Raw genomic sequence first — 14,055 nt, 5'->3', positions numbered from 1 at the left:
GAGCGGGGGGGTTAGGGGGTGGTGCGGGTCAGCTTGGCGAGGGCGTCCAGTTGGGTGGTGTCGGAGAGGGCGGAGCCGACGGCCACCACGCGGACGCCCGCGTGCAGGAACGGGCCGGCGTTGCCCGCGTCGAGGCCACCGGTGGCGACGAAACGCAACTGCGGCAACGGACCGGCCATGGCCTTGAACCAGGCCGGCCCGAGGGAGATCGCGGGGAACGCCTTGAGCCAGGTGAGGCCGTGCCGCAGTGCCTGCTGGGCCTCGGTGGGGGTGGCCACACCGGGCAGGTGCGGCAGGCCACGCGCGGCGGCGGCGTCGGCGACCGTGAGGTCCAGGCCGGGCGCGACGGTGAACCGGGCGCCCGCGTCGGCCGCCGCGGCGACCTGGTCGACGTCGAGCACGGTGCCGGCACCGACGATCCGGTCGCGTTCGGCCCCCGCCGCGACGGCGGCCCGCAGCGCCGGCACCGCGTCGGCGGTGGCCACCGGAACCTCCACCACGTCGATGCCGAGGTCCCAGGCCCGCTCGGCGAGCCGAACGGTCTCGGCGACCGGAAGGCCGCGCAGGATCGCCATCACCCGGGCGCCGCCGAAGATGTGGTCGAAGTCCGGTGTGGTCATGGAACACTCCATCCGAGGTCGCGGTGACAGTGTTGCTGCTGGCCGGGGCGCCACCCGGCGGCCCGACTCAGGTCGTCGCCCCCAGGTCGGTCAGGTCGAGCGGCGACCAGGCGTCGGCCGGGGCGTCGATCAGCTTCTCGAACCAGGCCCACGGCGGGACCGGGGCGTTGTCGGCGCTGCTGGTCAACGCCTGCGCCGCCATCAGGTGGCCGAGGCGCAACCGCCGCACGGGGTCGAGGCCGCGCAGCAGCCCGGCCAGGTAGCCGGCGGCGAAGGCGTCGCCGGCACCGACCGGCTCCACCACCGTCACCCGGGGAGCGGGCACGAAGACCGGTTCGGCGTCGCGGACCAGCGCGGTGGCGCCGACCGCGCCGTCCTTGACCACCACCGTCTCCGGAGCGGGCAGCACCTCACGCACGGCCGTCGGGTCGGTGACGCCCCAGAGAGTCTCCGCCTCGTCCTGCCCGACGAAGACGAGGTCGCAGCGGTTGGCGAGGTCACGCAGCACCGGCGCGGCCTGCTCGGCGGACCACAACCGGGCACGGTGGTTGACGTCGAAGCTGACCCGTGCCGCCGGCAACGGCCGGTCGGTCACCGCGTGCTCGACAAGCGCCCGGCAGGACGCGGACAGCGCCGGGGTGATCCCGGACAGGTGCAGCACCCGGGCACCGGCCAGCGCCGGGTCGGCCAGCGTGGCCGGGTCCATCCGGGTGGCCGCCGACCCGGCCCGGTAGTAGTGCACGGCGGTCCCCTGCGGGCCCGGGTCCTTGACGTACAGGCCGGTGGGGGCGGCCGGGTCCACGCACACCTGGTCGACGCGGACACCGGCGGCGGCGACGTGCCGCACGACAGCCCGACCGAAGGGGTCGTCGCCGACCCGGCTCACCCAGGTCGTCAGGTGTCCCAGGCGGGCCAGGTAACCGGCCACGTTGGACTCGGCGCCGCCGACCGAGACGGCGACCCGCTCGGCGTGCTCCAGCGGCTCGCCCGGCGCGGGGCAGAGCACCACCATCGTCTCCCCCACCGCGGCCACCTCCACCGACGGGTAGCCGGCCGGCACACTCGCCTGGTCAGGTCGGGGGTCGGTCGGCATCGGGCACACGTCCTCGCGGCGGGGTGCTGGGCGTCGCCGAGCCTAGGTGTCGCGCGCGGGACGGGCAAGCGGTGTCCCGCGGTCAGGGCAGCGTCAGGCCGTACGTGGCCAGCACCTCCGCGATCGGCTGGTAGTAGGTGGTGCCGCCGGCCGTGCAGTTGCCGGTGCCGCCGGAGAGGATGCCGAGGATGGTGCCGGTGGCGGCCACGTAGAGCGGTCCGCCGCTGTCCCCCGGCTCGGCGCAGATGTTGGTGCGGATCAGGCCGTAGATCACGCCGGTGGCGTAGTTGACGGTCTGGTTGAGACCGGTGACCGTGCCGCAGCGCACCCCGGTGGTGCTGCCGCTGCGGCACACCGCCTGACCGATGTACGCGTTGCCGGGGCCGTTGATGGTCAGCAGGCCGGGGTAGGTGTAGACGGCGCTCGGGTGGGCGATCCGACCGGTGTAGCGGATCAGCCCGTAGTCGTTGGTGGGGTAACTGGTGGCGGTGCGGGTGCCGAGCACGGTGCTCTGGGCGCTGTCGGCGTACCAGGTGGCGGCGGCCGCGGTGCAGTGTCCGGCGGTGATCACGTAGTAGGTGCTGCCGCTGCGTGCGTTCGCGCCGAGCGAGCAGCGCGCGCCGCCGCCGTAGATGCCCTGCCCGCCGGCGATCAGCGGGCGCAGCGTTCCGGGTTCACGGCGCAGCAGCGCGCCGGCCCGATCGGCCACCGTCCGCAGTGCGCTCAGGTCGCGGGGGGTCACGGTGTCGTCGACGGTGAGGGTCATCCGGCCGGTGGCAGGGTCGAGGCCCCAGGCGGTGCCCGCGGTGCGTACCCCGCTCAGCAGGGCCGCCGGGTCGGTGGTGGGCGCGGCGGCCCGGTCGGGGACGGCGGCCTGCGCCGCGCCGGGTGCGACGAGCAGCAGGATGGTCAGGGCGAGGGCGGCCAGTGGGGAGCGACGCATCCGAACCTCCGAAGAGATCGAGATTGATGGATGCAGTGCAGCATCGCGCGACGCTCGCACCGTGGCAAGCTCCGCCCGCCCTCTTCCCCGACCAGCGGGAATCACCGATCCGGAGGACGGCCCGTGCCAGGGCACCGATAATCCTCGGGAGACGCGGCGGGAGGCCAGGCATGACCACCGAAGGGAATGCGACGCTGGTACGCCGGCTGGACGGGTCGACCCGGGCCACGCTGCTGGAGCTGCTCTTCGACGTGGTCTTCGTGGCCGCCCTCGCCCTGACGTCGAAACTGTTTTCCGAAGAGCTCTCGTGGGCCGGCGGCGCCAAGCTGCTGCTGATGCTGACCGCCGTCTGGTGGACGTGGTCGGTCACCGCGACCACCACCGAGTTCTACGATCCGCAGCAACGCCCGATCCAGGCCATCCTGATGCTTGCGATGGTCGGGTCGGTGGCGATGGCGGCATCGCTGCCGATGGTCACCATCGGGCACCAACTGCTCTTCGTGGCCTCGTACGTCGGCACGCACGTCATTCGCTGCATCATCCTGGTCACCGCCCTGCACCGGCAGCGGCACCAGACGGCCAGGGAGCGGGCCACCCGGTTTCTCTTCTGGTTCACGGTGTCCAGCGTCTTCTGGATCACCGGCGCGCTGTCAGAAACTCCGAACTGGGCGCTCTGGGGGATCGCCATAACGATCGACCTGGTCGCCGGGGCGGCCCGCTACCCCACGCCCGGGCTGGGCAAGGTGCCACTCACCCAGTACGGCCGGACCACCGAGCACCTCGGCGAGCGGTACCAGCAGTTCATCATCCTGGCCCTCGGCGACATCATCCTGGTGCCGACGCTGCAGGTCAGCCGGGGCAATCTCGACCACCTCCGGCTCGCCTCCCTGCTCTGCGCCTTCGCCGTCATGCTGCTGCTCTGGCAGATCTACGTCTTCCGCGCCGGCGAGTTGTTGGTGGCAGCCGGGTCCAAGGGGAGCCGCGCCACCCGGTTGGCCCCGTTCACCCATCTGGTCATGCTGGCCGGCGTGGTCAGCACTGCCGCCACGTTCGACCTGGTCGTCAGCAGGCCGACCGGAACGACGCCGGTGCCGTGGCTCGTGCTGATCATCACCGGCCCGACGCTGTTCGTGGTCGGTCGCGTGCTGTTCACCATGGCGGTGTCGTGGGTCATGCCGTGGCGGCGCGTCGCCTGGCAACTGCTGCCGCTGCTGGTGCTGCCGTGGGCCGGCGGCTGGCCGCCGTTGCTGGTGGCCTCGATCGTGGCGCTCGGGTTGGCCGGTCACATCCTGATTCCCGGAGCGGCACGGGAGACCACACCGGGCCTGTGGACGCGCAAGCCCGACGAGTGACGGCGCGCCATCGACCGACGTGCCCACCGGCGCCTCGGCGAGGTCCCGGGCGCGGGCGTCCGCCGTGCCAACCTCCGGGCGTCCCTCGGTGAGCGGCGGGAATCGCCGATCCGGGGACGAGCCGTGTCGACACCGCCGATAATTTTCGGAAGAAACGGCGGGAGGCCCGGCATGACCACCGGAGGCACCGGGGCGCTGGTACGCCGTCCGGACGGGTCGACCCGGGCCACACTGCTGGAGCTGCTCTTCGACGTGGTCTTCGTGGCCTCGCTCGCACTGACCTCGACCCTGCTCGCGGAACGCCACACCTGGTCCACCGCCACGATGGTCCTGCTGATGCTGACCGCGATCTGGTGGACCTGGTCGGTCACCGCCACCACCACCGAGTTCTACGACCCGCAGCAGCGTCCCATCCAGGCCATCCTGATGGTCGCCATGGTCGGGTCGGTGGGGATGGGCGCGTCGCTGCCCAAGATCGCCAGCGGGCACGCGCTGGTCTTCGCCGTCGCGTACGTCGGCACGCACGTGATTCGCGGCTTCATCCTGATCACCAGCCTGCACCAACAGCGGCACCGGTTGGCCGAGATCCGCGCCACCCGGTTCCTGTTCTGGTTCCTGGTGTCCGGCGTCTTCTGGATCGCCGGCGCGCTGTTCGACACGGTGAACTGGACCCTCTGGAGCATCGCCATCGCGATCGACCTGGTCTCCGCGGCGGCCCGCTACCCCACGCCCGGGCTGGGCCGGGTGCCCTTCGACCAGTACGAGCGGACCACCGCTCATCTGGGCGAGCGGTACCAGCAGTTCGTCATCCTGGCCCTCGGCGACATCATCCTGGTGCCCACCCTGCAGGTGAGTCGGGGAGAGTTCACCGGGCTCCGGGTCGCCGCGCTGTTCTGCGCGTTCGCGGTCATGCTGCTGCTCTGGCAGATCTACGTCTTTCGCGCCGGCGAACTGCTGGAGGCCGGGGCGAGGGCTGGCCGCCCGGCGCGGGTGGCGCCGTACACCCATCTGGTGATGTTGGCCGGGGTGGTCGGCACGGCGGCCTCGTTCGACCTGGTCGTCGCCCGGCCGACCGGTACGACGCCGGTGGGATGGCTGCTACTGATCATGGGCGGTCCGGCCCTGTTCGTGATCGGCCGCGTCCTGTTCACCCTGCTGGTGTCCATGCTCGTGCCGTGGCGGCGAATGCTCTGCCTCATCCTGCCGCTGCTGACGCTGCCGTGGGCCGGCCGCTGGCCACCGCTGCTGGTCACCACGAGCGTCGCGCTCGGGCTGGCGGCGCACATCCTGCTGCCCGGAGCCGCCCGGGAGACCACGCCGGGCCTGCGGGTGCGGCAACCCGACGACTGACCCGGCACGCTCAGCCGACGTGTCGAGCGGCCCACTCGGCGAGGTCGCGGGCGCACGCGTCCACCGACTCCTGCCAGGTCCGGGCCGCGCCCTCCCCCGCCTCGTCGCTGACCTGCTTGACCAGCCGGCACGGCACACCGGCCTGCGCGGCGGCCCAGGCCACCGCGTACCCCTCCATGTCGACCAGGTCGGCGCGCTGCGCCAACCGGTCCCGCTGCTCGTCGTCGGCCACGAAGGTGTCACCGGTGGCCAGCACCGCGCCCTCGGCGGCCAGCGACAGCGGCGCCCCGTACGTCTCGCCGGTGAGCGTGCGCAGCAGCTCGGTGTCCAGGTCGTGCTGGAGGACGGTGGCGATCTCGTGGATGCCGGCCAACCCGGGACGCAACGCCCCGGCCGTACCCAGGTTGAGCAGCAGGGCCGGGCGCGGCCCGGCGGCCAGCACCGCGGCCACCGCGCTGGCGGCGTTCACCTTGCCCATGCCGGTGAGCAGGACCGGCAGCTCGGGCGGCAGGTAGCGGGCCTCCTCCCCGACGGCGAGCACCACCAACGGACGATCGGCGCGGACCGTACCTCGAAGATTCACCGGAGCATCGTACGAGCCGGCCGGTGGGGCGCTGACGTCAGTCGGTGGTGAAGCGGTACAGCACGAAGTCCTTCTCCGCGCCACAGGCGATCAGGTGGGTGTTCCACGAGCAGGACGAGCTGCGTACGTCCTGCAGCTCGCCCAACTCGTCGACCTTCCCGGACTCGGCCCACACGCCGGCCAGCACCCGGTTGGCCACCACCACGCTGGGCGCCTTGGCGAAGACCAGCAGGTTGCCCTCGTCGAGGCGGACTGCCACCCCGCCCCGGTCCCGCAGCACCGGCTTGCCGGCGGCGTCGAAGATGGTGACGCTCGGCTCCGGGGACTCCCGTTGGGCGAGCAGTTGCTCACCCAACGGGACCAGGCCGGTCACGCCCGGCGCCGACCACTGGATCGCACGCTCACCCTCGGTGGCCGCCACCACCTCGGTGCGCGTGGCGTCACTGTTGGGCACCTGCACCAGGCAGGCCCGTCGGGGACCGCAGGCGACCAGCTCCGTCGGGCGGTACTCGTCGTTCCCGGAGCGGTGCAGCACCACCGGTTCGGCGTCGGAACCCAGGTCGTAGGCGAGTAGCTGGTAACCGCCCTCGTTGGCGGCCACGTACAGGCGGTCCTCGTGGGCGACCACCAGGTCGTCGAGGTCGGCGACGCTGCCCCACTGGCGCAGCACCGCGCCGGATGCCATGTCGAGCAGCCGCACCGACCGGTCCGCGCCCACCTGCACGAGTCGCCGCCCCTTGCCCGTCCACGGGTCGCGGGGCGTGCCGTCGAGGAAGGCCGGTCCGCCCGCCGCCGCGTCGGTGCCCACCGGCCGGACCACGGTACGGCCACCGGCGTACCGGTCGCGGGGGTTGGCTCGGGTCCACTTCGTCGCGCCGTCGGTCAGGCGCAGGCCGACCAGTTCGTCAGCGGCCCGGTCGACCAGCACCGCCGTGTCGTCGGCGACGTAGACGTCGTCGTCGCCACGGAGAACGCGCTGCCAGCGCTGCTCGCCGGTCCGACCGTCGAGGACGGCCATCGGTCGGGGGGTGCTGTCGCCGGGCGCGTCGGCGAGGACCACGACCGCCCCGGGGACGGCGATGACCGCCTCCCAGTCGTCGGCGCGCACGTCGGTCTGCTCGCGCCACACCTCGCGACCGGTGCCCGCGTCGACGGCCACCACCTCCAGCCGGTCGTCGGGCAGCGGGAACGCGAGGTAGGCCCGATCGTCGAGCACCGCCGTCCACATGTCGGTCGGACGTTCGGCGCCGGCCGAGAGCCGGGACAGTTCGCGCAGCGAGGCGAACTCCAGATCCGGGTAGCGGTCCCGGGTCAGGTAGAGCGTCGCCGCGGTGGCCACCCCGGCCACCGCCAGCACCGCGCCGAGCACCACCCAGCGTGCCCGCCGCCAGCGGGTCCCGCCGCCGCTCGGGGTCGGGGTCGCGCCGGCCAGGCCCGGCCCGGGGGGCGGGCCCACCGGCGGGGTGGATCCCGGCCAGGGCTGCGACGGTACGACCGGCGCGGGTGCTGCGGCCGGGGCGGGCGGGCTCACCGGAGCTGGCGCGGGTGGGGCCACTGGTGGTCCCGCGTACGCCGGGGCGGGTAGCGGCTTGCGCAGTGGCAGGTCGGTCAGGGCACCCTCGGCCACCGGCAACTCGGGCTGGTCCAGCACCGTCGGCGCGATCCCCAGCTCGGCGTGCAGCATCCGGGCCACCAGCGGGATCCGCGACGACCCGCCCACGAGGAACAGCCCGGCGAGCTGGTCGGGGCGCAGACCGGCGGCGGCGATGACCTCCCGGGCCCGCTGCACCGCCCGCCGCAGCAGCGGCGTGGCCACCCGCTCGACGTCCGCCCGGGTCAGCTGGATCGGCTCGGCCACTCCCGGCACCGCGACCGGCGCGACAACGGACCGGGACAGGGTCTCCTTCGCGCCTCGTACCTCGTCCCAGAGCCGGATCTGGTCGCGGCGCTGCGCCGGATCCGCCGGTCGGGTGAGCCGGGCCCACTGCGCGGCGTGCCGCTCACCGACCAGCTCACCGACCCGCCGTACCAGCGCGGCGTCGAGGTCCAGGCCGCCCAGGTCGGGCAGGCCGCCGTCGGCGACCACGCTGAAGCCGGAGTCGCCCCAGGGGTCCGCGCCCTCGTTGCGCAGCACCGCGACGTCGAGCGTCCCGCCACCGAAGTCGAACACCGCGATGGCCCCGCCGACCGGCACCGGACGGTGCAGCACCTGCGTGTAGTAGCGGGCGGCGGCCACCGGCTCCCGCAGCAAACGGGTGCCCGGCGGGGTCGGCCCGGCGAGGGTGTGCTCGGCCGCCTGCGGCCAACCCGCCCGCAGCAGCGCGTCGGCGAGGACCTGCCGCCGCGTCGCGTCCCAGGCGGCCGGGCAGGTGACCACGGCCGGGGGCAGGAAGCCCACCGCGCCCACCGCGGCCCGCGCGACCGACGCCAGCACCGCGGCGAGCAGCTCGGCCGGCGGGTACGCGTTGTCGCCGAGCCGCACGGTCGGCTCGTCCACCCGACGCTTCGGGTTCGCCTCGAACCGGCCCGGGTCGGTCTGAGCCAACCGGCGGGCGTCCCAGCCGCTGTGCAGGGTGCCGTCCTGGTCGGCGTAGACGGCGGACGGACTGAGTGGTTGACCGTCCATCAGCAGCGGACGGGTCCGCCCGTCCGGCCAGCGCAGCACCGCGACCGTGTTGGACGTACCGAGGTCGACACCGAGTGCGAAACCCTCGTGCTGGCCTGCCATTGCCCGATACCTCCGCCGCGACGAGGGGAACTCGACCCCGCATCGTACGCAGCCCCCGCAGCGGTGCTGATCACTCGGTCAGTCGCAGTCGCAGCCGTCAGGACGGTTGACGTCCGCGGGACGGCGGGAGATCGGCGCGACAGCCCGCACCGCTCAGCGCGGCGGTTGACCTACCGACCGCCGGAGCACGTCGCCGCGCTCGGGCGGCGGCGTCACGTCAAAACTGAACGTTGTCGGCGAGTACGGTGCCGGTCGCCCCGTTGCTGATGCCGCCGGCACCCAGCGAGCGCCATCGTGTGCCGGTGACCGTCATACCCACCCCGCTGTTGATCGCGACCGCATGCTTCGCATTGCCGTAGGCGACGTTGTCGCGGGCGGTGACTCGGTTCGAGCCGACAATGTCGATGGCGCTGTAGGTGTTGGGCGTCTGGTAACCGGCGTCGGAAACCGTGTTGTGCGCGACCTCGGTGATGTCGACGCCGCTCAGGTGGATGCCCTGCTGGAGCGGTCGGTAGATCCGGTTTCCCAGCACGCGCACCAACTCGGCGTTGACCACCTTCACTCCGTAGCTGCCGGCGCCCGTTACGTGGATGTCGTTGTCGGACACTGTGATCCCGGTGACCTGGGAGAGGTTGTTCCGGGAGATCAGGACGCCGCCGTCGGTGGGCTGGGTGATGGTGTTGCCGACGATGGTGACCCCGATGACCAGGGCTGGAGTCACCGTCTCCTGGCTGAAAACTCGCACCCCGCGCTGGGGCCCGTTGAAGGTATTGCCGTTGACGACGATGTTGGAGCTGGACGGGTCGCCGACGAAGACGCCGTCCTTGCCGCCCTTGGTGCTGTTGCCGGCGATGATGGTCGTGTTACAACCCCAGCAGTCGATGCTGTTGTCGTCGAAGCCGATGACCGTGTTGCCGGCAATCTTGCCGTTGCGGCCGTAGCGGTTCGAGATGCCCTGCGAAATCGCAACGGGCGGACTGACCGCGGTGATGACGTTGGACTGACAGGTATAGAAGTTGATGCCAACCGCGGCCGAATCGCCGCGGAAGATGATGCCCCAGTTGCAATTGAGGACGCGGTTGTCGGTGACAACGCAGAAGTCGGCATCGGCGACGTAGATCGAGCTGCGATAGTTGTTGTCGGCCACCGTGGAGCCGTGCCCGCAGTGGTCGAAGAAGCAGCCGGTGACTGTGACATGGTGCGCGCCCGAAGAGACGGACACGCCGGAGCCGCCGATGTTCGTGAACCGACAGTTGACGATGGAGCTGTACTGAGCGTCACCCTCGATGATCACACCGACGCCACCCGGCTGGCTTGTTCCGTCGAAGTTGAGGCCGTCGAGCGAGTGGCGCGCCCTGCCCAGACGCATCAGGTTGGCTGCGGCACCCGCCTTGATGGTGGCACCGTGGCCTCGCAATATCTGCGGCGTGGCCTGGTAGACCGTGAGCGTGTTCGTGATCAGGTAGACGTTGCCCGGGCCGCCGAAGTCCACGGCCCGGCCCTGCGACAGGCACCGCTGCACAGCCGCGGTGTCGTCCGTGACGCCGTCGCCAACCGCGCCATAGTCTTTCGGCGACACCACCGAGGTGTCGGAACCCGCCGCCATCGCCGGCTCAGCGGCGGTCAGCGCCGCAGCTCCCGCCAGCACCGGCGTGCCGTAGAGCAGAGCGCGGCGGCTAAGGCTGTTCTTCGTCATGTCGACCGATCCCCCGTAGGTTGTCTTTGCGCGGCTGGGAGCCTACGCGGGACAGGTCCGACGCGGTGCCCCTCGAAATGAGGGCGGCAGGCACCACTGTGGCGCCCGCCGAGCGCGGCCAGGCCGTCGAACAACCGAGGTGATGCCGCCTGGTCAGTGCACGGACCGGACGGCGACGATCTGACCTCCGCTGGTCTCCCCGGTCGGACGGAATCCGAGGGTGAGATAGAACCCCTCCGGGCCGTCCTCCCCCGATTCCCAGGTCGTGTAGATCTGGTCGTGCCCTCGGCTGCGGGCCTCCGCACGAACGGCGTCCACCGCGAAGCGGCCGTACCCCCGGCCCTGTTGCTCGGCGGCGATGTTCAGCCGCCACAGGCCCGAGCGCCTGTCGTCCGGTCGGTCCCACTCGATGTCGAAGAAGCCCATCAGGAAGCCGACGACCTCATCACCCTCCACGATCAGACGTGGCCAGGCGATGTCGGGCTGCGCGTACGCCTCGGCAAGGGACCAGGCGACCGGGGACGAGTACTTCTCCTGGTCGGGTCGCACCTGCAACCGGCAGGCGGCTTCCACGTTGTGTTCAGTGATCTTCACCAGTCCGGGCACGCCCGCCACCCTATCGACCAGGATCCGCGCATCACCGTCGAGACTGCTGTGCCGCGCGCATCAGCCGGAGCTGGCCGATCTCCGCGACGTTCTTCATCAGCTCGGAGTTGACCCAACCGATCGTGTGCGTGACGGTGTGGTCAGTCCCGTCCGGCCAGGGGAACGTCGCGGTGCGGTCGAGGTCACGCTCGCTGAGCTGGTCGAGCAGACCCAGCCACTCGGTGCGCAGGTCACGCAGCCAGGCCACAGTCGGCTCGCCCGGGCCCGGCCAGGTGACGGCCGTGCGGTCGGGCGCGGGCACCCCCCGCAGATGGTCCATCGCCACGGTCCACCACCAGCCGACGTGCCAGGTGAGCCAACCGATCGTCGGCACCGGGACCGGGTCGGGTTCGGTGTCGGCCCAGTCCGGAACCCAGGTGCCGTCGACGCCCTGCCGCACCGACCAGCAGTGGGCGGCCGGCTCCCAGAGGGCGTCAGCCGCGTCGAGTCGCTCGAGGTGGTACTCGAACAGCGACCAGGTCAGGTCGAACTGCCAGCGCAGAAGGGCCAGCGGCGAAACGGACATCAGGGGATTCTGTCCGGGCACCGGCACCGCCGTCGACAGAATAACCAATCGACGGCTCGCGGCAGAGCGCGGCGGCACGGCGCGCGGGCCCCGATCAGTCGGCCGGGCAGCGCTCGGAGAGGGCGTAGCGGAGCAGGACCACGTCGCCGATCTGGCGAGCCTCGGCCAGGCGGGCGCGGCGACCCGGGTGCCAGGGGAAGCGACCCTCGCCGACGAACCGGGGCGCACGGCCGTCGCCGACGAAGAACGGGGCGACCACCAGGTGCAGTTCGTCGGCGAGACCGGCGGCGAGGAACTGGGCGTGCACCGTCCCGCCGCCCTCCACCATCAACCGCCGCACACCCCGCGCGGCCAGGTCGCTCAGCAGCCACCCCGGGTCGACGGGCTCACCCGCGTCGACCACTGTGGCCAGTCGGCCGACCCGCTCCTCGGTCTTCTCCAGCGCGCCGGTGGCGCAGTAGACGAGCCGCACCGAATCACCGGCGGTGAAGAAGCGCGCGGTCGGGTCGAGGTCACCCTGGGCGGTCAGCGTGACCTTGGTGGGCGAGGCCTGTCGACCGGCCGCGACCCGCTCGGCCCGACGGCTCGGGGAGCGCACCAGCAGCCGCGGGTCGTCGCGCCGGACGGTGCCGGCGCCGACCAGGATGGCGTCGCAGCTGGCGCGGACCGCGTCGACGCGGTCCAGGTCCTCGTCGTTGGAGAGCAGTAACCGCTGCTCGGAGGCGTCGTCGATGTACCCGTCGATGGAGGCGGCGCAACTCAACAGCACGTACGGCCGCGTCGGCTCCGGCCGGCAACTCATCGGGGCTGCTCAGGAGTGCGACCCGCGAGCGCGTCCGCCGCCTCGATCTCCGCCGCCTTGGCCGCCTTCGCCGCCAGGTACTCGGCGTTGGCCGGCGACAGGAAGACGCTGGTGAGGATCCGTTCGACCACGTCCACGCCCAGCCGGGTCAACTGGTCTTCCTTGTCCGGGTTGCTGCTGAGCAGTCGGACCCGCGGCACGCCCAATGTGGCCAGCATCTGCGCGGCGGCCGTGTAGTCCCGCTCGTCCTCGCCCCGGCCCAGCGCGACGTTGGCCTGGTAGGTGTCCAACCCGGCGTCCTGCAACGCGTACGCGTCCAGTTTGGCGTACAGGCCGATGCCACGGCCCTCCTGCCGCAGGTAGAGCAGGAACCCACCGGTCTCGGCGATCCGCTGCACCGCCTCGCGCAGTTGGGGGCCGCAGTCGCAGCGTTCGCTGCCGAACACGTCGCCGGTCAGGCACTCGCTGTGCGGACGCACCAGCGGCGCCTCTCCCCCGACGGCGAGCCGGTCCAGGGCACCGGCCCAGTCACCGAGACCGAGGGCCAGGTGCTCCCTACCGTCCACCAGGCCCTTGAAGGTGAACACCCGGGCGGTTGTGGAGTAGCCGTCGGGAAACGCCAGCGGCACCGTGACCTGCGTGCGGATCGTGGCAACCGGCAATGCTTCGGGCATGGGACTCCTTCGTCCGGCGCCACCGCCGTCCGGCGACGCGTACCGTCTCACCATCGACTTCAACAGCCGCCGTCGGAGGTGGCTTCCCGGGCGGCGGCCGGAGTTCGACGCCGACGGGCCAGCAGCACGGCGGCACCCGGCAGGCTGGCCACCAGCACCAGTGCACCGTAGACGGTGGCGGTGGCGACACCCTCGGCCGCGCTGAGACCGGCCGCGCCGAACACCCACGCGGCCACCCCCTCCCGTGGCCCGAAGCCGGCCACGTTCAACGGTAGGCCCATGGCGAGCAGGGCGAGCAGCGTCAACGGCAACAGTCGGGACAGCGGGGCGTCGGATCCGGCGGTGCGCGCCGCCACCAGGAAGGTGGCCAGGTGACCGGCGACCATCACCGCCGAGGCGACCAGCACACCGAACCAGGTGCGCCGCGCCAGCAGCCCTGACCGCACGTCCGCCACTGCGGTACGCAGCGCCGTGGCCCAGCGGGACCCGCCGCCGTTGGGTAGGACCCGGGCCGCCAGCACGACGACCAGCCCGCCGGCGACGACGAGCGCGGCGGCGACCGGCAGGTACGGCCGCACCGGGGACGGGAAGGCCGCGAGCACCACCAGCGCGACGCCGACCAGGACCACCTGCCCGGCGGTACGTTCCCAGACCACCGCGCGGATTCCCCGGCTGACGTCACCGGCGTCGCGGCCGTGGCGCACCGCCCGGTGCACGTCGCCGAGCACACCGCCGGGCAGTGTGGCGTTGAGGAACACCGCCCGGTAGCAGTGCGCCACCGCCGTCGCCAGCGGCAGGCGGACACCGAGGCCGCCGGCGACCAGGCTCCACCGCCACGCCGCGCAGACCGTGGTGAGCACCCCGATGACCAGCGCCGCTGCCAACGCCGGCGCGTCGATCAGTCGTACTCCGGCGAGGAACGGGCCACTGCCCACCTGCCACAGCAGGACGGCGAGCAGACCCACCCCGCCGACCACTCGTGCCCAGGCCCAGAACATCCGCGCCGGCCCTCCCCTTGAAGATCGTCCACTTGCCCTAGTCCA

The 14,055-nt window shown here is 72.3% G+C and carries 13 protein-coding genes; 2 read left to right on the top strand and 11 right to left on the bottom strand.

Features of this window, described 5'->3' with window-relative positions:
• Window positions 1-11: 11 nt before the first annotated feature.
• The 3 genes from KBX26_RS21080 to KBX26_RS21070 all read right to left on the bottom strand — a co-directional run bounded on the left by KBX26_RS21080 (window position 12) and on the right by KBX26_RS21070 (window position 2,656).
• Window positions 12-620, bottom strand: coding sequence for a bifunctional 4-hydroxy-2-oxoglutarate aldolase/2-dehydro-3-deoxy-phosphogluconate aldolase (locus KBX26_RS21080; protein WP_030335564.1), 609 nt, complete (start codon window positions 618-620; stop codon window positions 12-14).
• A 67-nt stretch (window positions 621-687) separates the two neighbouring features.
• Window positions 688-1,713, bottom strand: coding sequence for a sugar kinase (locus tag KBX26_RS21075; protein ID WP_030335563.1), 1,026 nt, complete (start codon window positions 1,711-1,713; stop codon window positions 688-690).
• Window positions 1,714-1,795: 82 nt separating this feature from the next.
• Window positions 1,796-2,656, bottom strand: coding sequence for a S1 family peptidase (locus tag KBX26_RS21070; protein ID WP_210866234.1), 861 nt, complete (start codon window positions 2,654-2,656; stop codon window positions 1,796-1,798).
• 170 nt (window positions 2,657-2,826) lie between these two features.
• Here KBX26_RS21070 and KBX26_RS21065 point away from each other — a divergent pair, with 170 nt between their 5' ends.
• The gene (locus KBX26_RS21065) at window positions 2,827-4,008 is read left to right on the top strand and encodes a low temperature requirement protein A (protein ID WP_210866233.1); all 1,182 of its coding nucleotides are present in this window, start codon (window positions 2,827-2,829) and stop codon (window positions 4,006-4,008) included.
• A gap of 171 nt (window positions 4,009-4,179) precedes the next feature.
• Complete coding sequence (locus tag KBX26_RS21060; RefSeq protein ID WP_051708741.1) at window positions 4,180-5,358, top strand: low temperature requirement protein A; 1,179 nt, start codon at window positions 4,180-4,182, stop codon at window positions 5,356-5,358.
• Window positions 5,359-5,368: 10 nt separating this feature from the next.
• Here KBX26_RS21060 and KBX26_RS21055 read toward each other — a convergent pair whose 3' ends face one another.
• The 8 genes from KBX26_RS21055 to KBX26_RS21020 all read right to left on the bottom strand — a co-directional run bounded on the left by KBX26_RS21055 (window position 5,369) and on the right by KBX26_RS21020 (window position 14,010).
• Window positions 5,369-5,941, bottom strand: a complete 573-nt coding sequence (locus KBX26_RS21055) for a nucleosidase (protein WP_030335558.1) — start codon at window positions 5,939-5,941, stop codon at window positions 5,369-5,371.
• Window positions 5,942-5,978: 37 nt separating this feature from the next.
• On the bottom strand, window positions 5,979-8,669 hold the full coding sequence (locus tag KBX26_RS21050) for an Hsp70 family protein (RefSeq protein ID WP_210866232.1): 2,691 nt from the start codon (window positions 8,667-8,669) through the stop codon (window positions 5,979-5,981).
• A 217-nt stretch (window positions 8,670-8,886) separates the two neighbouring features.
• Window positions 8,887-10,365 carry a right-handed parallel beta-helix repeat-containing protein gene (locus KBX26_RS21045; protein ID WP_210866231.1) on the bottom strand — a complete coding sequence of 493 codons (1,479 nt, stop codon included), beginning with the start codon at window positions 10,363-10,365 and terminating at the stop codon, window positions 8,887-8,889.
• Between the two features lie 153 nt (window positions 10,366-10,518).
• Window positions 10,519-10,971, bottom strand: a complete 453-nt coding sequence (locus KBX26_RS21040) for a GNAT family N-acetyltransferase (RefSeq protein WP_210866230.1) — start codon at window positions 10,969-10,971, stop codon at window positions 10,519-10,521.
• A gap of 31 nt (window positions 10,972-11,002) precedes the next feature.
• Window positions 11,003-11,536 carry a DinB family protein gene (locus KBX26_RS21035; protein WP_210866229.1) on the bottom strand — a complete coding sequence of 178 codons (534 nt, stop codon included), beginning with the start codon at window positions 11,534-11,536 and terminating at the stop codon, window positions 11,003-11,005.
• 94 nt (window positions 11,537-11,630) lie between these two features.
• Complete coding sequence (locus tag KBX26_RS21030; protein ID WP_210866228.1) at window positions 11,631-12,338, bottom strand: dihydrofolate reductase family protein; 708 nt, start codon at window positions 12,336-12,338, stop codon at window positions 11,631-11,633.
• A complete protein-coding gene (gene ribA, locus KBX26_RS21025) occupies window positions 12,335-13,012 on the bottom strand; it encodes a GTP cyclohydrolase II (protein ID WP_030335546.1) in 678 nt (225 codons plus the stop codon). Before ribA ends, KBX26_RS21030 begins: the two co-directional genes overlap by 4 nt.
• A gap of 59 nt (window positions 13,013-13,071) precedes the next feature.
• A complete protein-coding gene (locus tag KBX26_RS21020; RefSeq protein ID WP_036412151.1) occupies window positions 13,072-14,010 on the bottom strand; it encodes a lysylphosphatidylglycerol synthase transmembrane domain-containing protein in 939 nt (312 codons plus the stop codon).
• Between the last annotated feature and the right edge of the window lie 45 nt (window positions 14,011-14,055).

This window comes from Micromonospora sp. C97 (assembly GCF_018070385.1).
GTDB lineage: Bacteria > Actinomycetota > Actinomycetes > Mycobacteriales > Micromonosporaceae > Micromonospora > Micromonospora parva.
The sequence above is the reverse complement of the archived record's forward strand: the minus strand, read 5'-3'. Positions and strand labels throughout refer to the sequence as shown.